The organism is Caldithrix abyssi DSM 13497, assembly GCF_001886815.1.
In the GTDB taxonomy this organism is placed as follows: domain Bacteria; phylum Calditrichota; class Calditrichia; order Calditrichales; family Calditrichaceae; genus Caldithrix; species Caldithrix abyssi.
In genome coordinates this window covers 3,700,837-3,720,827 of record NZ_CP018099.1, presented here as the reverse complement: position 1 = coordinate 3,720,827, position 19,991 = coordinate 3,700,837, and the positions used below count along the sequence as shown (strand labels likewise).

The following is a 19,991-nucleotide window of genomic DNA, read 5'->3' as shown; positions in this document are numbered from 1 at the left end:
AAATTTTAGTTTTATTTGATTAAAATCATTTGTTTTACGGAAGCCTGGTTTTTAACCTGCAGTCTGTAGAAATACAGGCCAGAGGCAACAGGCTGGTTGGCTTCGTTGGTTCCGTTCCATTCGAAACGGTAGGTGCCGCGATCCAGCACACCATTGTACAGAGTTTTAACCTTTTTGCCAAGGATGTTGTAAACGGTCAGACTAACTTTTTCGAAACCGCTTTGATTCAAAGAGAACTCAATGGTGGTGGTGGGGTTGAACGGGTTCGGATAGTTCTGTTTCAATTCGAAACCACGAATAACCTGAGATTGATTTTCGATGGCTGTAACGCTTGAAGTAGAAAGCGTTTGAATTTGCAGCGCTTCATTGCCGCCCGAGCTGGAAACGGCCCAAACCGTTACCTCATCACCTGGCTGCAGCGAGGTGTAATCGATTACATTAAAGCTGCTGTCCAGAATGACGGTGTTAGAGGTAATAGTGTATTCCGTGTTAAGAATAATGATGCTGGATTCGGTCTTTCCACCCAGAGAACTGGTTACAGAAACCATGTCGGGATCGTATTCAATTTCGATCTTTACGGCCTGGAAAGTTCCGTCTTGCAAAATCAATGCTTTTACTTCAACGATCTGACCGACCTTCAGCGCAGAGATATCAACCTGAGCATCCTGCAAATCATAGACGATGGTGCTGGAGTCAATGGCAAAGTTCAGATTATTCACACGAATCGAATCCATGGTGATGGATTGAATTTCACCGGTAACGCTGAGGTGCGTTTTATCGCCATCTTCCACGTGAACTTTAAGAGCCACCAATGAACCGTCGGCCATCGGAAGCGCTTTAACTTCCACCCAATCGCCTGTTTTGAGGTCGTTGAAAGTTAAAATCTGATAGTGGCTGGTGAAAAACAGGGTGGTCGAATCCACGTAAAAGTAAACGCCCTGGACGGTAAAGCCATCAGCGTCGATAGATTCTACCACGCCTTCAACTTCTATGTAATTATTCCACAGTTCTTTTACTTTGATTTCTTGAGCCAGAATGCTGCCGTCATTTTGCAGAATGCCTTCAACTTTAACAACCAGTCCTTTTTGCAGTTCGCTAAAGCTCATGCTTACATTGTGTGCCCAGTAAATTTCTGTGCTGTCGTCCACGTAAACCAGTCTGTCGGAGACAATCAAAAAGTTAACGCCAACCGAATCAATTACGCCTTTAAACTTGATTTCCTGACTGTAATTGTCAGAATCTTCAATTTCAATTTTAATGGCCCATAAGGCGCCGTCAGCCGTTAATATGACTTTAACTTCTACATATTGACCTACCTGTAAATCGCTTACGCTGCCCATGTCGTGGTGGCTGAGCTTAACAACCGTGGTCGAATCGAAGTAAACTTTTTGTCCGCCGATGATCAAATAATTCGTATTTAAAGAATCGATCATACCTTCAATTTCAAACTTATAGGCGTGATCATCATAATCTTCGATCTCAATTTTAAGGGCGATCATTTCTCGATTCATAAGCCTGGCTTTTACTTCAACAAACATGCCCACAGCCAGATCACCGATCTGAATGGTCATTTCATGACGGTTACGGATTATGGTTTGAGCAGTAATCTTAAACTGGTTGCCATTCACAACGATAGAGGAGTCTGTAATAGATTCGATTTTTCCCTTGAATTCCATTTCATGATGGCCATCGTCTTCATAATCATCTTTATCTTCCAGTTCGATCTTGATGGCAAGGTAAACATTGTCATACAGTCCACGGCTTTCAACTTCTACATAATCGCCGACCATAAGGTCTGAAAAATTGAGCATGTTGTCTTCGTGGCCAATGATTACAGTGTTTGAATCCACAACGAAAGCGTAATCTCCAATAAATAGAGTGTCGCCGTTAATTTCAGAAATGATACCTTTCAACTCCAGGTACTGATGTACCGAATCATCGCTCGGGTTGATGTAGCTAAAAGCGGCTTTAAATTTAACCTCATTGCCGTGCTCGTCTTCAAGCTCCGCTTTCCATTTCCACAGACCAGCCATGGGCAGTTGGCTAAGATCGAAAGAGGCGCTGAAAGAACCATCCATATTGTTGGTGAAGACGCCTTCGAAATCCATTCCAGAATCATCCTCCATACCATCTTCATGCCCATAATCCATATCTTTCTCGATTTCCCATTTCATCTTTTTCATGTTATTGAAATCAAGATTCTGGGAATAAACGGTCATGTAAAGCGTGGCGCCTTCTTCATAAAAGTATTCCGAACTATCAGCATCCGGTTGGGACGCTATAACATAATAGTCCTGCGCCTGAGCGGTGAGGGAAAAGCTGAGAAGAATCCCTAAGAGCAGGAAAAGTCCTCTTAGCCATCCACGGTAGTTACTTGTTTGGATCATAATTGACCTCCTTTTAATTGGTTTAACATTTTTGGTTTTGCATTGTAACAGGCAAAGGCCATGCCATAAAGTTAGAAGCGCTCGTAACTCCTTTATTTTCAAGAATAAGATTTTAAGTTGATTCTAAAATAGTGTCGATTTAAAAGTCATGTGAGCAAATTCTGCACACGCACTTGCGTTATTTGCATACTTTGGTTTGTAGTGTATTGATTTGCTACAAAAGCATTAGCAATGGTTTGTGGAGATTAAGTATTGAATCCGCTTTAAAAGACATTTTTTTTAATTTCTGTGTGATTTTTTTTATCAGTTGGGAATAATGGTTTTTTCTTAGATGTTTCTTTTATCTGTGCTCGGAATCTGGAAGGTTTATATGATTGAAAAGATAAAACAATATTTTACACTTAGTAAGCCGGAAATCATGCTTCTGGTGATTATTACGGGAGCAACGTCGTTGGTTCTGGAAGGCAGTTTGCTACGCGAGCCACTTCGTTTCTTATTGGCGCTTGTAGCTCTTTACCTGACAGGCGGTTCGGCCAATGCGCTTAATCAATATTTTGAGCGAGAACGCGATGCATTAATGAAACGTACGGCCGGCCGACGTCCCCTGCCGCAAAAAAAGATCAGTCACAAAGGGGCGCTGATTTTTTCATTGTTGATGGGCATAAGCGGTGTATTAATTTTTGGATTCTTTTTTAACTGGTACAGCGCTCTGCTTTCGCTAGTCACGCTTTTATTTTACAGTTTTTTCTACACTTTATATTTAAAACCGACCACCCCGCAGAATATTGTCATTGGGGGAGCAGCCGGGGCCATGGCTCCTGTGGGCGTGTGGGTGGCCGCTACCGGTTCCATGTCATGGGAACCGTGGATTTTGTTTCTCATTATTTTTCTCTGGACCCCGCCTCATTTTTGGGCATTAGCTCTTTTTTACACGGACGATTATCGCGCAAGTAAATTGCCGATGATGCCCGTGATACATGGCGAGCGTTCCACGCTCAATCAAATTGTGTTTTATACTTTAATTCTGGTTGCCGCCAGTCTGACGCTGGTATTTTCGCAGAAGGTCGGCTGGGTTTACGGCGCCGCCGCCGCCATTTTAGGGTTTCGGTTTATCCGCCAATCCTTTAAAGCACGCGCTTCTCAAACGGAAAAGGATTATCGACGGTTGTTTTTTATGTCGATTCAATACCTATTCATTCTGTTCGTGGTCATTGTGGTGGAGATTTTTATTTAGGTTCTGGAATAAAAATCAAAAGGCTCCATTGAGTTGTGTCGGAGTTTTTTGTTTTTGCTACAAACTGAATGGTCGCTTCTATTTAAAGAAGCATAGAATGTTTAACGAAGGGAGATTAGCTTGGCGCAGATTTTTCCCAAATGGACCAATCGATTACCGCTATTTATTTTAATAGGCGCAGCAGGCGGTATCATCGGTGTTGTTTTTTTCTTCTGGTATTTTGGTTCGCCTCAATATACGGATGTTGGTTATCAACCGGAGCAACCGGTGCCGTACAGTCATAAATTGCATGTGGGCGATCTGGGCCTGGATTGCCGTTACTGCCATGTAAATGTGGAGCGGGCTGCGGTGGCCAGCGTGCCGCCCACGCAAACCTGCATGAATTGCCATTCCAGCGTGGCAACCGAAAGCCGCAAATTGTTGCCCGTTCGGGCAAGCATGGCTGAAAACAAACCGCTGGAGTGGACAAAGGTGCACGATTTGCCGGATTTCGTCTATTTTGATCATTCCGCACACATTACGGCTGGCGTGGGGTGCGAGTCGTGTCACGGCAATGTGGCGGCCATGGAAAAAGTGCATCAGGAAAAGCCATTAAGCATGAGCTGGTGTCTTGATTGTCACAATAATCCGGCCCCCAGTTTGCGACCCGCCTCAGAAATTACCACCATGAACTACCAGCCTCCTGCCAACCAATTAGAAATTGCCATGCAACTGATTCAACAAAAAAACATCAAACCGCCAATCGATTGTTCGGGGTGTCATAGATGAAAAGGGGGAATATGAACGAAGGAAAGCAGTATTGGAGAAGCCTGGAGCAATTGGCCGATACGCCGGAATTCAAAAAATTTGTAGCAGCCGAATTTCCCGAAAGTGTGGAAGAGGTTGCCGATGGCGTATCGCGCAGAAAGTTCCTGGGTCTGATGGGCGCTTCCATTGCCTTTGCCGGGCTGGTAAGTTGCCGCAGGCCGGTGGAGAAAATTGTGCCTTATGTGGTCGCGCCAGAAAATATCATCCCCGGCGTGCCCAGGTATTACGCCACCATCATGCCTGTGGGGCTAAGTAATTATGGCCTGCTGGTGGAAAACCACGACGGTCGTCCGACCAAAATCGAGGGTAATCCGGATCACTCTTCTACCCGGGGGGCGACCAACGCCTGGTTGCAGGCGTCTGTGCTGGAATTGTACGATCCGGATCGCTCCAAACAGGTGCGTTTTAAAGGCGCGATCAAGACCTGGCCGGATTTTATTGCCTTCTGGCGTTCTGAAAAAACTCGTCTGGGAAAGGGAAAAAAACTGGCGGTTTTAAGCCGTTCTTTTTCCAGTCCTGCGCTTTACAAAGCCTATCAGAATTTTAAACAACAATTCCCGGAAGCCCGCTGGTTTGCCTACGAATCAGTAAGCGATGAGAACATTTTTCGCGGAATCCGGCTGGCAACGGGCCAGGATTTACGGCCGCTTTACCATTACGAGCGCGCTAAGGTGATCCTCTCTCTGGAGGCTGACTTTTTGCTCAGCGAAAGCGAAAATATCGCCGCCCATAAAGGTTTTTCGAAGGGGCGTAAAGTCCTTAAGGCCGGCGAAGAAATGAATCGTCTGTACGTGGTGGAAAACCACTTTTCCATTACCGGCGGCATGGCCGATCATCGTTTGCGTTTACAAACACAGCAGGTGGGGGCTTTTGCGCTGGCGCTGGCTCATGCCCTGAAAAAACGGGGGCTGGCGCTCGATATTGATTTACCTGCCAATGCGTTAAAGGTGGATGCCGTATGGTTAAACGCCCTGGCTGATGACCTGATGAAAAATAAGGGAAAGAGTTTAATCGTCGCCGGTAGAACACAGCCTGCGGAAGTGCATGCGCTGGTACTGGCCCTGAATAAAACTCTGGGCAACGTGGGGGCGACCGTGGAGTATTTGCCTCTGCAGGATGCGCTTTTGCCTTCTAAAAATCAGTTAGCCGATCTGGTGCGCGCCATGAATAGCGGTGAAGTGGAAACCCTGGTCACTCTGGATGTGAATCCGGCCTATGACGCGCCGGTTGATTTAAACTGGCAGCAGGCGGCGGGCAGGCTGAAAACACACATCCACTGTGGACTGTATTTTGACGAGACGGCACAGCAGGCCCACTGGCATTTGCCGCTCAGCCATTATCTGGAAGCCTGGGGCGATGGACGTAATGCGGACGGCAGTTTGAGTGTGGCCCAGCCCATGATTGCCCCGTTGTACGATTCGAAAAGCGCGCTTGAAGTGGTTCATTTACTGACCACCGGCCTGGCGGCATCTGGTTACGAGCTGGTGCGCGCCGCGTGGAAAGAGATCCTGCCCGGACAAAACTTTGAAAAACGCTGGAAAAAGGTGTTGAATGACGGCTATCTGGCGCCGGAGAAGAGCGATGCGCTTAATCCGACGCTTACATTAAAAACGCTTTCTGAACAGGCTTTCCAGACTAAATCGACCGCCAATGAAATACTGGAGCTGGTTTTTCGGCCCTCGCCTACCGTGTTTGACGGACGGTTTGCCAACAACGGCTGGCTGCAGGAGCTGCCTGATCCGGTGACCAAGTTGACCTGGGGCAATGGTTTACTGCTCAGTCCCAAAACGGCGCAGGCCCTGCAGGTGGGTAATGGCGATGTGGTGGAATTGGAAGTCGGTCAGAACAAGATCAAAATTCCGGTGTGGATTCAGCCCGGACACGCCGATCACTCGGCGAGCCTGCTGCTGGGCTACGGACGTACGGCGGGCGGAAAAATAGCCAGCGGCGTGGGCGTTAATGCCAGCGTTTTACGTACCCTGGCCGGATTTAATTTTGTCATTGGAGCCCGGCTGCGCAAGACGGGTGAAAAAGAAGAAATGGCCACCACACAGGATCATGGTTCAATGGAAGGACGTCCGCTGGTGCGCGAGGCAACGGTGGAAGAGTACAAAAACGAACCGCACTTTGCCGAAAAGATGGAAGAACATCCGCCGCTTAAATCGCTGTGGAAAGAGAGGGCGTACGACGAAGGCTACCAGTGGGGCATGACCATCGATCTTAATTCCTGCTCCGGTTGCAATGCCTGTGTGGTTGCCTGCCAGAGTGAAAATAATATTCCCATTGTGGGCAAAGAACAGGTGTTAAAAGGTCGCGAAATGCACTGGATTCGTCTGGATCGTTACTATGCAGGCGAGCTGGAAGACCCGGAAATGGTGGCCCAGCCCATGGCCTGCGCACAGTGTGAAAACGCGCCCTGCGAGCAGGTGTGTCCGGTGCAGGCCACCACGCACGACGCCGAAGGTTTAAACGTAATGACCTACAATCGCTGCATCGGCACGCGCTATTGTTCCAACAACTGTCCCTTTAAAGTGCGCCGCTTCAACTTTTTTAATTACACGGGCGGACTGGCAGACACCTTAAAGATGGCCATGAATCCGGATGTTACCGTGCGTTCTCGCGGCGTGATGGAAAAATGCACCTACTGTGTGCAGCGCATTAATCAGGCCAAAATCAATTCCAAAAACGAAGGGCGCGCCGTGCGCGACGGCGAAATCAAAACCGCCTGTGAACAGGCCTGCCCGGCCGATGCCATTGTTTTTGGCAATATCAACGATCCAAACAGCGCCGTGAGCAAAATGAAACAGGTGGATCGCGATTACAATCTGCTGTCTGGTCTGAATTTAAAAACCAGAACCAGTTATCTGGCGCGCCTGCGCAATCCAAATCCTTTAATTGAAAAACGTCTGCAAAAGAAAGAGATGGAAGGGGGATTGGTCTCGTGAGTGTTTTTGAGCAACGTGCGCAACTTGCGCAAATACAGGAGCCGCCGTTAATTGAAGGGAACCCTACCTTTCACTCCATTACAGAAGATGTGAGCTCTATTGCCGAACGGCCCAAACCGCCGAAGATGTGGTACATTTTGATGGGCATCAGTTCTTTTTTTGCGCTCATTCTCTTTGTTTTGATTGGTTACCTGATTGGAACCGGTATTGGAGTGTGGGGCAACAATGTTCCTGTGGGCTGGGGCTTTCCGATTGTCAACTTTGTGTTTTGGGTAGGAATCGGACACGCCGGCACCTTAATTTCGGCCATTTTATTTTTGCTGCGGCAGAAGTGGCGAACATCGATTAACCGCTTTGCCGAGGCCATGACCCTGTTTGCCATTGCCTGCGCGCTGGTTTTCCCCGGCATTCATGTGGGACGCATCTGGGTTATTTACTATATGTTTCCCGTGCCCAATCAAATGGCCATGTGGCCTAATTTCCGCAGCCCTCTGTTGTGGGACTTTTTTGCGGTGGGCACCTATTTTACGGTTTCGCTCATTTTCTGGTACACCGGCCTGGTTCCCGATCTGGCGAGCATGAGAGATCGGGCTAAAACACGTCTGCGCAAAATTGTGCTGGGCATTTTTTCGCTGGGCTGGCGCGGCAGCAACAAACACTGGAAGCATTACGAAATGGCTTATTTGATTCTGGCCGGACTTTCCACGCCGCTGGTGCTTTCGGTGCATAGTATTGTGAGTACCGATTTTGCGACCAGCATTTTACCGGGCTGGCATTCCACCATTTTCCCGCCGTACTTTGTGGCCGGCGCTATTTTTTCCGGCTTTGGCATGGTGCTTACCATGGCTATCATCGCTCGTAAAGCGTTTAAGCTGGAACACATCATTACTTTAACTCATCTGGAAAAAATCAACAAAGTGATTCTGCTGACGGGTATGATGGTAGGCTATTCTTACGCCATGGAGTTTTTTATTGCCTGGTACGGCGGCAACCAGTACGAACAGTTTACCTTTATCAATCGCGCCTTTGGGCCGTACTGGTGGGCATACTGGATTATGGTGATCAGCAATGTGGTTATTCCGCAGTTGTTATGGTTTAAGAAGTTCAGGACCAGTATCCCGGTTATGTTTGTCATTTCCATCTTTGTCAATATCGGCATGTGGTTTGAGCGCTTTGTGATTGTGATTACTTCGCTGCACCGCGACTTTTTGCCTTCCAGCTGGGATATGTTCAAACCCACCTGGGTGGATTTTGGCATGATGCTCGGCGCTTTTGGTCTGTTTTTTACCCTGTTTCTGCTTTTTGTGCGCTGGCTGCCCATGGTTGCCATGTCGGAGGTCAAAGGCGTTCTGCCGCAGGCCGATCCGCACTATTATGATGAACACCATCAGGCGGAGGGAACAAAATGAGTCAGGCTAAAAGAGTAATGATGTTAGCAGAGTTTGAAAATCCGGCGCAGTTACTAAAGGCGGCCGAACAGCTGCGAAATTCAGGATTTAAAAATTTCGATTGTTATTCGCCCTTTCCCATTCACGGGTTGGATAAAGCCATGGGCGAAAAACGTTCGATGTTGGGCTGGGTTTCCGGAATCACTGCCGCCATCGGTTTGTCCTTTGGCGTGCTGCTGCAATGGTGGACCGGTTCCGTCGCTTATCCGGTGGTGGTTTCCGGAAAGCCGCTGTTTAGTTACCAGGCTTACAGCCCCGTCGCCTTTGCATTAATGGTCATTTCCGGCGCCGCCACGGCCTTTGTGGGCATGCTAATTTTTAACAAACTGCCCCGATTTAACCACCCGATATTTGAATCGGAACGGTTTAAAAAGGTGACCGACGATGGATTTTTTGTCAGCATTGAAGGCGACGAAGGAGAGTTTGACTTAAATGAAGCGCGCACCTTTCTTGAGTCCATTGGCGGTAAGAATGTTGAATTAATCACGGAAGAGGCGGAAGACGATGAAAAAGCTTAGTTGGATAATCGGACTTTTCATGTTTGTGTTGCTGTTGGGTTGCCGGGGGCAGATATCTGAAAAACCGCCCATCCATCCTGTGCCGGATATGGACGATCAGCCTAAGTTCAAAGCTCAGGAGGAAAACCGGTTTTTTACCGACGGTTCTGCCATGCGCGTTCCGGTGCCGGGAACGGTAGCCCGTGGCGAATACCATGAAAACGAGGAATATTTTACAGGTAAAGATGAAAACGGAAAACCGATCGATTACATCCCGGAGGCTGTGAACCTGGCCCTGCTCAAACGTGGGCAGGAACGATACAATATCTACTGCGCGCCCTGCCACAGTCGTGTGGGCGACGGTCTGGGAATGGTGGTCAAAAGAGGATTTCCGCCGCCGCCCTCTTTTCATCAGGACAACATAAGGGCCTACGCCGACGGGCATATTTTTGATGTAATCAGCAACGGCATTCGCAATATGCCGGCTTACAAACATCAGATTCCCGTCAAAGATCGCTGGGCTATTGTTGCTTATTTCAGAGCTTTGCAGCGCTCCCAGCATGCCACCATTAAAGATGTTCCCGAAGAATTAAGAGATAAAATAAAGTAGAGAATGGAAAATGATGCACATGGATAATCAAACGTTTTCGCTTAAGGACAAAGGGGTTTTTAACAGGCAGATGTTAATCGTTGGCGCCGTGGCTTTTGGCATAAGTTTGATCGGGCTTTTTGTGGATTCCCGACAGTTCTTTTTTTCTTATCTGGTTGCCTGGGTATTTTGGGTATCGGTCGGATTGGGCGCCATGTTTTTTGTTATGCTCAGCCACCTTACAGGTACGGTTTGGGGCATTGTGTTGCGCCGCATCAGCGAAGCGGTTATGATGAGCGTGCCCCTACTGGCGCTGGGATTTATTCCCATTTTGTTGGGCATGCATCATCTGTACGAATGGACGCACCCTGAGGTGGTGGCTGCCCATCACGTTTTACAGGCCAAGACCGCCTATTTAAACATTCCGTTTTTTGCCATTCGATCGACCGTTTACTTTCTGGTCTGGTACCTGGTGGCGCGTAAATTGTACAAAACCTCTCTGGAACAGGACAAACTGGGCGGCGTTGAGCAAATCCAGAAAATGCGCAAAGTTTCTGCCCTGGGCATGGTGCTGTTTGCCCTGACCATCACTTTTGCCGCCTTTGACTGGCTGATGTCGCTACAACCGGAATGGTATTCAACCATCTATGGTCTTTATATTTTCTCCGGCGGTTTTGTGGCCGCCCTGGCCTTTATCATTCTGGCCATTGCCGCGCTGCATCGTAAAAAGGTGTTAACCGAACAGATCACTGTTGAACACTATCACGATCTGGCCAAGCTGTTAATGTCGTTTACCATCTTCTGGGGCTACATGGCTTTTTCTCAATACTTTTTGATCTGGTACGCCAATATCCCGGAAGAAACCGTTTTTTATCTTAAACGCTGGGAAGGGAGCTGGAAAGTCTTTGGGCTGTTTCTGGTATTTGGCAACTTTCTGGTGCCGTTTCTGGGATTGATGAGCCGGGCGGCCAAACGCAACGTGCGCTTTTTGCAATTTATTGCCCTCTGGACCCTGTTTGGGCACTGGGTGGATCTTTACTGGAATGCCGTCCCTGTTTTACATCCGCAGGGTATTCGTCTTTCCTGGATGGACTTAACCCTGTTTGTCGGATTCGCGGCTTTTTTTCTGATGCTTTACTGGATGCGCCTGAGGTCCAATCCGGTGCTGCCTGTGGGCGATCCCAATTTGCAAAAATCAATCACCTTTGTGAATAGTTAAAAGAGGAGCTTTAAAAAGCATGCAAAATAATACTGGCAACGGATACGAAAAAAGCGATGCGAATGTCAATAAGATAATTGCTTACACCATTATGATTATGGTGCTCCTGGGCGCCATTATCGTCGGTGTGAATGAATATTTTACCTATTACTCGCGGCAACTGGAATACGATATTATCTTAAATAAACAATCGACGGAATTATTAGAACTGCGCGCCCAGGAGGAACAGATTTTGAATAGCTACGAATTGTTGGATTACACTAAAGGGATCTATCGCATCCCCATCGAAAGAGCGATGAAAATTCTGGCCGACGAGGCCTATGCAAAACAAAAGGAAGAAAAATAAAATGTCAACATTCATACAAATTGTGTTTTTGCTGATTTTGAGCGTGCAGGCCGCAACGGGGCAGGTGGTGCGCACCAGCGATCCGGAGTTAAATAAAATTGACGTCATCGAACATCTGGGCGCTCAAATTCCGCTGGATGTGAAGCTGATTGATTCGCAGGGGCAGACGCATCAGTTAAAAGACTATTACGATGGCGAAAAACCGGTGGTTTTGATTCTGGCCTATTACCATTGCCCTATGCTTTGCAACCTGGTTCTGGATGGCGTGACGCGGGCTTTATACAGCGTGCGCTTAAAGTTCGGAGAAGATTATCGGGTACTGACCATTAGCATTGATCCGCGCGACACGCCTCAGGATGCGCTGCAAAAAAAGGAAAGTATGCTCAAAAGATTGCAGGAACCGCCGGATAGCGACGGCTGGGAATTTTTGGTAGGAGAAGAGAAGGAAGTAAAGCGCCTGGCCGATGCCGTGGGCTTCCAATACTTTTTTGTGGAAGAAAAAAATCAGTACGCGCACCCGGCCGTAATCATGCTGACCGATGGTACGGGCAAACTTTCCAGGTATTTGTACGGCATTGAATATCGGGCCAATGACATAAAGTTAGGACTGCTGGAGGCGGCTCAGGGCAAAATAGGAAGCACAACCGATAAAATTCTTCTGTTTTGCTTTCACTATGATCCGGATGCCAAGGGGTATGTATTATTTGCCAGCAATTTAATGAAGGCCGGGGGAGCTTTAACATTGGCCTTTTTAGGATTATTTATTGTCTATTTTAGAATTAAGGGACGTAAACAGCAAACTATTCAGGGAACAATTTCATGAATTGGTTTATGAACTGGTTATTGCCAAAAGGGACATCAACGGTTGCGGCGGAAGTGGATGCCTTGTTACAGTTTATTATTGTGGTTTCCATCATCCTGTTTATTATTGTGGTTGGCGGAACGGCCTTGTTCGTTGTGCTCTATCGAAAAAAGAAACAGGAGCAGGTCGATTTTACAAAAGATCTGTCGCATAATACTAAACTGGAAATCATCTGGACGGTTATTCCACTGATTCTGGTAACCATTGTTTTTTTCTGGGGATTTAAGTCGTACATGAAAATCAGACTTGCGCCGGGCGACGCCATCGAAATTAAGGTAACGGCGCAAAAGTGGTTCTGGCAGTTCGATTATCCGGACGGGGTCAGCAATACCAATGAACTGGTTGTGCCTGCCGGCGTGCCGGTTAAATTGGTTATGTCCTCGCAGGATGTGATTCACAGTTTTTTTGTTCCTAATTTCAGAGTAAAGATGGATGTGTTGCCCAATCGCTACACCGTGGCCTGGTTTGAAGCCACCGAAAACGGCGTTTATGATCTGTTTTGCGCCGAATATTGCGGAACGGGGCACTCTAAAATGCTGGGCAAGGTACGGGTGGTTAGCGAGCCCGAATATGCAGCCTGGTTAGAAGAAAACAGCAGCTTTGGCGAAGGTATGAGTCTGGCGGAATTGGGGGCAAAGCTTTATAAAAGTAAAGCCTGCGTCACCTGTCACAGTGTGGATGGCTCGCCGCTGGTTGGACCTACGTTTAAGGGCGTTTTCGGGCATACGGTTAAGTTGAACGATGGAAGTTCTGTTAAAGCGGATGAAAATTATCTGCGCGAATCGATCCTCAAACCGCAGGCTAAAGTGGTTGAAGGCTTTCAACCGGTCATGCCCACCTATCAAAGCATATTGAAGCCGCGTGAAGTGGACGCATTGATTGAATACATCAAAAGTTTGGGAGAATAATGGCTCATGAGTGAAGGAGTAAATTATCTAACCGCAGAGAAAGGCTGGAAATCCTGGCTTTTTACGGTTGATCATAAACGCATTGCCATTTTGTACATGTACAGTATCATGTTTTTCTTTTTAATCGGCGGACTTCTGGCGCTGGTGATTCGACTGGAGTTGATTACGCCGGAAAAGGTGATGCTTTCGGCCGATGCCTACAATAAAATGTTTACCCTGCACGGCGGCATCATGATTTTTCTGTTTATCATACCGGGGATTCCTGCCATTTTAGGCAATTTTGTTCTGCCTTTGCAAATCGGGGCGCGCGATGTGGCCTTTCCAAAATTAAATCTGGCGAGCTGGTATTTTTACATCGTGGGCGCTATTATTATGGTTTATTCCATTCTTAAGGGCGGGGTGGATACAGGCTGGACCTTTTACACACCCTACAGCACATCGGTTACCGGGCCGGTGGTTTCCATGGTCTTTGGCGCCTTTATTGTTGGCTTTTCTTCCATTTTTACCGGTATTAATTTTATTGCCACCATTCACAAACTGCGCGCTCCGGGAATGACCTGGTTTAAAATGCCGCTTTTTGTGTGGGGACTTTACGCCACTTCGATTATTCAGGTCATCGCCACACCGGTGCTGGGCATTACCCTGCTGCTTTTAATCATGGAGCGCCTGCTGGGCATCGGCATTTTTGATCCGGCCATGGGCGGCGATCCGGTGCTGTTTCAGAACTTTTTTTGGTTCTATTCGCATCCCGCCGTTTACATCATGATTTTACCCGGCATGGGCATCATCAGCGAACTGGTGACAACCTTTTCTAAAAAGAAGATATTTGGCTACAAGGCCATTGCTTTTTCCAGCCTGGGTATTGCTCTGGTCAGCTTTTTGGTCTGGGGCCACCACATGTACGTTAGCGGGCAGTCTGAGCTGGCGGCGGCTATTTTTTCTTTTCTTACCTTTTTGGTGGGCATTCCTTCGGGAATAAAAATGTTCAACTGGCTGGCCACCATGTACAAAGGAAAAATCAGCCTGGAAACGCCCATGCTCTACGCTCTGTCCTTCATGTTCCTGTTTGCCATTGGGGGCTTTACGGGAATCATGTTAGGGGCTCTTTCTACAGATGTGCATTTACACGACACCTATTTTGTGGTGGCGCATTTTCACTATGTGATGATGGGCGGCACTGTGATGGCTTTTATCGGTGGACTGCACTACTGGTGGCCCAAAATTTGGGGCAGAAAATACAGCGAGTTTTGGGGGCGCATTGCCGCCGGTCTGTTGTTTGTGGGATTTAACGTCACTTTTGTCAGCCAGTTTGTGATGGGCATGTTGGGCATGCCCCGCCGCTACTACACTTATGTGGAACAATACAGAGCGTATCATGTGTTTTCTTCTTACGGCGCTTTTGTGATCGGGCTGGCTTTTTTAATTATGGCCTGTTATCTGATTTACAGCATTGTAAAAGGCGAAAAAGTCAAAGACAAAAATCCGTGGGGCGCGCTTACTCTGGACTGGACGACGGATACGCCGCCAGACCCGCATAATTTTGAACGCATTCCGCTGGTGACAGATGGACCGTATGATTACGACCGCATTAAGATTGTGGAAGATCGGCGCGTTTACAAGGAAGAGCAGGCTAAAGAATCGGTGTTAAGCTAAAATTGGTAAATTTATTGATTAGGAAAAGTGAATGATGGAAAAAACGATGCAACACACAACCTTTTTACAACACCATTTTGCCGATGCCGAGCAACAGCGTGAATCGGCAAAGCTGGGAATGTGGATCTTTTTAGTTACCGAGGTATTACTGTTTAGCGGTCTGTTTGTTTTTTATGCAGTCTATCGAGCCCTGCATCCTGATATGTTCATCAACGCTCATAAATATCTGGATGTCTATCTGGGAACCATAAACACGGTTGTGCTCATCAGCAGTTCGGTTACGGTGGCGCTGGCCATTCGCAGCCTGCAGCTGAATAAAAGCAAAGTGGCCGCCCGCTATTTGCTGGTGACTCTTCTTTTAGCCGCCGTGTTTTTAGTAGTTAAATATTTTGAATATCATCATAAATTTGAGCTGGGACAGCTGCCGGGCAAATTTTACACCTTTCAGGGAATTGAAGGGACCAATCCACACGTCTTTTTCAGCATCTATTTCATGATGACCGGTTTGCACGGCCTGCATGTCTTGGGCGGGATGGTCGCCATCTTCATCATGTGGATTAAAACAATAAAAGGGCATTTTAACAGCGAATATTACACGCCGGTGGAAAATACCGGTCTGTACTGGCATCTGGTTGACCTGTTCTGGATTTACATTTTTCCGTTGTTGTATTTAATAGGGTAATGTGTTATGAGTCAAAATCAAAAAGATCATATTCTTCCGTTAAAAGTGTATCTGCTGTCCGGAGCGGCTTTGCTCTTACTGACGGTGGTAACGGTGGCGATTTCTTTTGTTCATCTTGGGCCTTTTAATCTGGCCGTGGCCATGCTCATCGCTTCGTTTAAAGCTTCGATTGTGGCTTTGATTTTTATGCATCTGGCTTATGATAATAAGCTGTTCCTGAGCATCTTTCTGATTTCTATTGCTTTTGTAACCGTATTTATTGTTCTGACAATGTTTGACACATTACGGCGCGGCGATCTTTATCAGGAATCGGCAAAGCCCATTCAGGAACAATCCATAATCTATCAAAAGGAGCAATCGCCTGAAGCGCCAAAAGCGCCTGTTGAAGCAAATAGTAAAGCAAACTAAAACAGGAACGTTGAACAAGATTTTGGGAGTCTCCTTTTGGCAGCACACATGATCTGACGAGAGAGACGAAAATTTTGAACGAATTAAAAGCTGCGGTTGCGCGGAAGGCGGTTAAACCTTAGCCGGGTAATTAGAAAATGATTAAGATTTTAAAGAGAAGAGTCGTTTTGGAGCTGGCGCTAATCTCTGGCGTTTGTTCTCGTCGGTTGTTTATCCGATCCTTTTGAACACTAGACCGCTTTACTCTTTAAATGCGTTAATGTTCATTTAATGGGAAGATAAAAAATGAAAAAATTCAAAAGTTTTGCCCTGTTTACCACGGCGGCTACCTACCTTTTGATATTTATCGGGGGACTGGTGCGCGTTTCCGGAGCCGGTTTGGGCTGCCCCGACTGGCCCAAATGCTTCGGTCGCTGGATTCCGCCAACAGATATCAGCCAGCTCCCACCTGATATGGATCCGAATCTCTTTAATTTCACCCTGGCCTGGATTGAATATATCAATCGGCTGGCCGGGATGACGGTGGGCCTGCTCATCGCCGTTTTGGCCGTGTGGGCGATTGTTAAATTTAGGGATCAAAAAAACATTCTGATTCCCGCGGTGTTAAGCGCCCTGTTGGTTGCCTTTCAGGGATGGCAGGGGAGCAAAGTGGTCAGTTCAGGACTGGAACCTTTTGTAATTACCATCCACATGGCGCTGGCTTTTATTATTGTGTCTCTGGTATTGTACGTGTATTTGCAAAGCCATCTGCGCTTAAAAAACAATCAGCTGCTGTTGGTGCGTCAGAATATTAAACGGGCTGTTTTGGGGTTGTACTTGATCTCGATCGTCCAGATCATTATTGGCACACAAATTCGATCCCAAATCGAGCACATTCAAAAAGCAACGCCGCTACTGGAAACCGGAGCCGTATTGGATCTGGTGGGTTTTACCACGCCGCTGCACGTGGCTCTGGCGCTGGGCATGATTGTTTCGGCCATTTATTTACGCACCTATTTTAAGAGCACAGAACGATCGATTCCGGCCCACATTGAGAATTTGGTAAACGCCGCGATCATTTTGTTTGTTTTGCAAGCGCTGGTAGGCATGGTGCTGATCTGGATTGACTTGCCTGCCCTGGGAAGAGTAATTCATTTGTGGATTTCCAGCATGATTATCGGCGTGTTGCTCACCTTATTTGTCTTTTTAAAAACTAAAGGGAAAAACGTATGAAAAGATTAAAATTGATTATTCTGTTTGCAGCGGCATTGTTAGTCATTCTGATCATTGCCATGACCGTCATTCAAAAAGCGCAAAACAGTCTGGCTAATTTACCCAGATTGTACGCGGTGCCAGAATTTACATTTGTGGAGCGTAGCGGGCAGCCCTTTGGTCTTGATCAGCTAAAAGGGAAAATTAATGTGGTAGATTTTATCTTTACACGATGCGGCGGCCCCTGTCCGTTGATGGGCAAAAGCATGGGCGAACTGTACGCCGCTTTTTCCAGAAGCGATAAGGTGCAACTGGTTTCGATTACCTGCGATCCGGATTACGATTCACTGCAGGTTCTGCAAGATTATGCCAGAGACCTGGGCGTGACCGACCAACGCTGGGTTTTTGTTCGCGGGGAAAAAGAAGAGATGAAAAATTTGTACGAACAGGGTTTTAAACTTGCCGGAGAACTGCCGTACGATCACAGCACCAAGTTAATTCTGGTGGATGGCGAAGGGTGGATTCGCGGCTATTACGATTACGATGATCCAATTGACATGGATTTGCTCAAACAACATATTGCCGCTCTGGTCAGGAACTTACCATGAGCGTAAACGATCTGTCCACTGTTAACGCTGTGCTTAATGCCTTAAGTTTTGTTTTACTCCTGATCGGCTACCATCACATCAGGCACGGGCGACAGGCAAAACACAAGAAGTGGATGGTGGGCGCTTTAATTTCTTCCATGTTCTTTTTAATTTCGTATTTGATCTATCACTATCATGTGGGATCCATTCCTTATCCCCATTACGACTGGACAAGACCGCTTTACTTTATACTGCTGGTGCCGCATATTATTCTGGCTGCGGCAATGACGCCGTTTATTTTTTACATGGTGTACCGCGCCTTACAGGGACGATTCGAATTGCATAAGCGTGTGGCAAGGGTGGTTTTTCCGGCCTGGGTATTTGTTTCCATTAGCGGCGTTTTAATTTACGTGATGCTCTATTTACGTTAGCTACACACCTGAGGTTACTTAACCGCAGGCAAATAACTTTCATTAAATCAACCGCAAAGAGATTTTAAATCACACTGAAAAGCGTTATTTTTCATTTCTTTCCGGGGCTGGCCCAAAAGTCAAAGACAATGTATGAGTCCACTCAAAAAAGGGTGAACTATCATTTCAAACAGCAGAAGCTAACTTTGCCTTATTTGAATGAGAACAAAACGACAAATAACGTTTAATTAATAGGATTTACGCTAATATTATTCTCTTGTCCTGTTTTGTAGAACTGGGCATTTGCAGCGTAACTTCAAAGCAAACAGGAACATCAGGCTGCGCCATCTGGCAACATTCTTTAGAAATTTCTATTATTTGCAGACAGATGAAAAAAATAGGCCGGCTTGCAGCCAGCCTATTTTATTTTTGCATAATGGCTTCGATGCCTTCGATGCGTTTGGGAATCAGTTTGCCTAAAATCCGACAGCCATTTTCGGTAACCAATACATCATCTTCAATACGAATTCCTCCGAAATGACGATAGGATTCCAGCTTATCGTAGTTAATAAAGTCTTTGAATTTTTGTTCCTGCTGCCACAGATCGATCAATTGAGGGATGAAGTAAATGCCCGGTTCGACGGTTACTACAAATCCCGATTTTAGCTCTCTGGCAAGGCGCAAATTGGCCAGCCCAAATTGGCTGCTGCGCTTTGTATGTTCATCGTATCCCACGTATTCTTCGCCAAGGTCTTCCATGTCATGCACATCAAGGCCCATCATGTGACCAAGTCCATGGGGAAAGAAGAGGGCATGGGCTCCGGCCTGAACGGCGTCGTCAATATTTCCCTTCATTAAACCCAGTTCTTTCAATCCAAGGGTAAGCACTTTTGCCGCTTCAAGGTGAACATCGCGAAACCTGATTCCTGGCTGAATCATTTCAATTGCGGCGGTCTGGGCGCTTAAAACGGCCTGGTAAACCGCTTTTTGTTCTTCGGAAAATTTTCCTGAGACGGGCAGTGTACGCGTAATGTCGCCGGCGTAGTGGCTGGGCGCCTCTCCGCCGCAATCCAGCACCACCAATTGACCCTTTTCCATGAGATTAAGTTGGTGCGGATTGTGTAAAATTTCGCCATGCACGGAAAAAATCATCGGGAAAGAAAGGCTGCCGCCCAGACTCATCGCTTTACCTTTAAGAACGCCGGAAATTTCGTATTCTTTTAGACCCGGTCGAATTAATTTCATGGCCTCCAGATGAATCTGATAGGTAATATCCAGCGCCTTTTCAATTTCGATGATCTCCTCTTCGGATTTGACAGACCTCAGTTCCACAACGGCTTTGATGAAGGGCACGGAAACATAATTTTTCAGGTAATCAGCGCGAATTCCTAAAATCTCCTGAAGTTTAATCATGTTATCGTGGCGATAAGGAGGCAGAAAGTGAATGGGGCGGCCCTTTTGCAACGCCCTAAAAATAAAATTGGCTAAATCGGCAGAGGACTTAACGGTTTGCACCCCGACCTGAGCGCAAAGATCGTGGAGTTTGGGTTGCGGCCCCATCCAGACGATATCATCCACCGAAAAATCATCGCCAAAAATGATTTCTTTGTCCTGATCAAGGTCGATGACGGCCGCCAGGGCTGGTTGATCAAGTCCCCAGAAATAGAGGAAAGTACTGTCCTGCCGAAAGGGATAGACATTGGCCGGATAGTTCATGGGAGATTCATTATTTCCCAGGAAAAGCAAAATACCATCCTTCATCCGTTCTTTCAATCTTTGCCGACGATCTTTGTACGTTTCGATATTAAACATGGCGTT

Annotated in this window: 18 protein-coding genes; 16 read left to right on the top strand and 2 right to left on the bottom strand. The window is 46.8% G+C overall.

Going from position 1 to position 19,991, the window contains the following annotated elements:
* Nucleotides 1-11 precede the first annotated feature (11 nt).
* Entirely contained in the window at nucleotides 12-2,387 is a 2,376-nt protein-coding gene (locus Cabys_RS14525; RefSeq protein WP_006926863.1) for a DUF5666 domain-containing protein, read from the bottom strand.
* Between the two features lie 370 nt (nucleotides 2,388-2,757).
* On the opposite strand from Cabys_RS14525, the gene Cabys_RS14520 reads away from it, so the two are divergent.
* From Cabys_RS14520 to Cabys_RS14445, 16 genes are all read left to right on the top strand, one after another.
* Nucleotides 2,758-3,621, top strand: a complete 864-nt coding sequence (locus Cabys_RS14520; RefSeq protein WP_044280956.1) for a heme o synthase — start codon at nucleotides 2,758-2,760, stop codon at nucleotides 3,619-3,621.
* Nucleotides 3,622-3,741: 120 nt separating this feature from the next.
* The gene (locus Cabys_RS14515; protein WP_006926861.1) at nucleotides 3,742-4,389 is read left to right on the top strand and encodes a cytochrome c3 family protein; all 648 of its coding nucleotides are present in this window, start codon (nucleotides 3,742-3,744) and stop codon (nucleotides 4,387-4,389) included.
* Nucleotides 4,390-4,400: 11 nt separating this feature from the next.
* Nucleotides 4,401-7,373 (top strand): TAT-variant-translocated molybdopterin oxidoreductase, encoded by a 2,973-nt coding sequence (locus tag Cabys_RS14510; protein ID WP_052304131.1) that lies wholly within the window; start codon nucleotides 4,401-4,403, stop codon nucleotides 7,371-7,373.
* Nucleotides 7,370-8,782, top strand: coding sequence for an NrfD/PsrC family molybdoenzyme membrane anchor subunit (gene nrfD / locus Cabys_RS14505; RefSeq protein ID WP_006926857.1), 1,413 nt, complete (start codon nucleotides 7,370-7,372; stop codon nucleotides 8,780-8,782). Before Cabys_RS14510 ends, nrfD begins: the two co-directional genes overlap by 4 nt.
* Entirely contained in the window at nucleotides 8,779-9,339 is a 561-nt protein-coding gene (locus Cabys_RS14500; RefSeq protein WP_006926855.1) for a DUF3341 domain-containing protein, read from the top strand. The genes nrfD and Cabys_RS14500 overlap by 4 nt, the downstream gene beginning before the upstream one ends.
* Nucleotides 9,326-9,928 carry a c-type cytochrome gene (locus Cabys_RS14495; protein ID WP_006926853.1) on the top strand — a complete coding sequence of 201 codons (603 nt, stop codon included), beginning with the start codon at nucleotides 9,326-9,328 and terminating at the stop codon, nucleotides 9,926-9,928. The genes Cabys_RS14500 and Cabys_RS14495 overlap by 14 nt, the downstream gene beginning before the upstream one ends.
* 10 nt (nucleotides 9,929-9,938) lie before the next feature.
* Nucleotides 9,939-11,126 carry a hypothetical protein gene (locus Cabys_RS14490; protein WP_006926852.1) on the top strand — a complete coding sequence of 396 codons (1,188 nt, stop codon included), beginning with the start codon at nucleotides 9,939-9,941 and terminating at the stop codon, nucleotides 11,124-11,126.
* 19 nt (nucleotides 11,127-11,145) lie between these two features.
* Entirely contained in the window at nucleotides 11,146-11,472 is a 327-nt protein-coding gene (locus tag Cabys_RS14485; protein ID WP_006926851.1) for a hypothetical protein, read from the top strand.
* Between the two features lies 1 nt (nucleotide 11,473).
* Nucleotides 11,474-12,295, top strand: coding sequence for an SCO family protein (locus Cabys_RS14480; protein WP_006926850.1), 822 nt, complete (start codon nucleotides 11,474-11,476; stop codon nucleotides 12,293-12,295).
* Complete coding sequence (coxB, locus tag Cabys_RS19870; protein WP_006926849.1) at nucleotides 12,292-13,242, top strand: cytochrome c oxidase subunit II; 951 nt, start codon at nucleotides 12,292-12,294, stop codon at nucleotides 13,240-13,242. The genes Cabys_RS14480 and coxB overlap by 4 nt, the downstream gene beginning before the upstream one ends.
* Before the next feature lie 6 nt (nucleotides 13,243-13,248).
* A complete protein-coding gene (gene ctaD / locus Cabys_RS19865) occupies nucleotides 13,249-14,895 on the top strand; it encodes a cytochrome c oxidase subunit I (protein ID WP_006926848.1) in 1,647 nt (548 codons plus the stop codon).
* 31 nt (nucleotides 14,896-14,926) lie between these two features.
* On the top strand, nucleotides 14,927-15,577 hold the full coding sequence (locus Cabys_RS14465) for a cytochrome c oxidase subunit 3 family protein (protein WP_006926847.1): 651 nt from the start codon (nucleotides 14,927-14,929) through the stop codon (nucleotides 15,575-15,577).
* A 6-nt stretch (nucleotides 15,578-15,583) separates the two neighbouring features.
* Nucleotides 15,584-15,985, top strand: coding sequence for a cytochrome C oxidase subunit IV family protein (locus Cabys_RS14460; RefSeq protein ID WP_006926846.1), 402 nt, complete (start codon nucleotides 15,584-15,586; stop codon nucleotides 15,983-15,985).
* Between the two features lie 285 nt (nucleotides 15,986-16,270).
* On the top strand, nucleotides 16,271-17,197 hold the full coding sequence (locus tag Cabys_RS14455; RefSeq protein ID WP_006926845.1) for a COX15/CtaA family protein: 927 nt from the start codon (nucleotides 16,271-16,273) through the stop codon (nucleotides 17,195-17,197).
* A complete protein-coding gene (locus tag Cabys_RS14450) occupies nucleotides 17,194-17,784 on the top strand; it encodes an SCO family protein (protein ID WP_006926844.1) in 591 nt (196 codons plus the stop codon). Before Cabys_RS14455 ends, Cabys_RS14450 begins: the two co-directional genes overlap by 4 nt.
* Nucleotides 17,781-18,194, top strand: a complete 414-nt coding sequence (locus Cabys_RS14445; RefSeq protein WP_006926843.1) for a DUF420 domain-containing protein — start codon at nucleotides 17,781-17,783, stop codon at nucleotides 18,192-18,194. Before Cabys_RS14450 ends, Cabys_RS14445 begins: the two co-directional genes overlap by 4 nt.
* Before the next feature lie 402 nt (nucleotides 18,195-18,596).
* Here the strand turns inward: Cabys_RS14445 and Cabys_RS14440 are convergent, their stop codons facing one another.
* Nucleotides 18,597-19,985, bottom strand: coding sequence for an aminopeptidase P family protein (locus Cabys_RS14440; RefSeq protein ID WP_006926842.1), 1,389 nt, complete (start codon nucleotides 19,983-19,985; stop codon nucleotides 18,597-18,599).
* Between the last annotated feature and the right edge of the window lie 6 nt (nucleotides 19,986-19,991).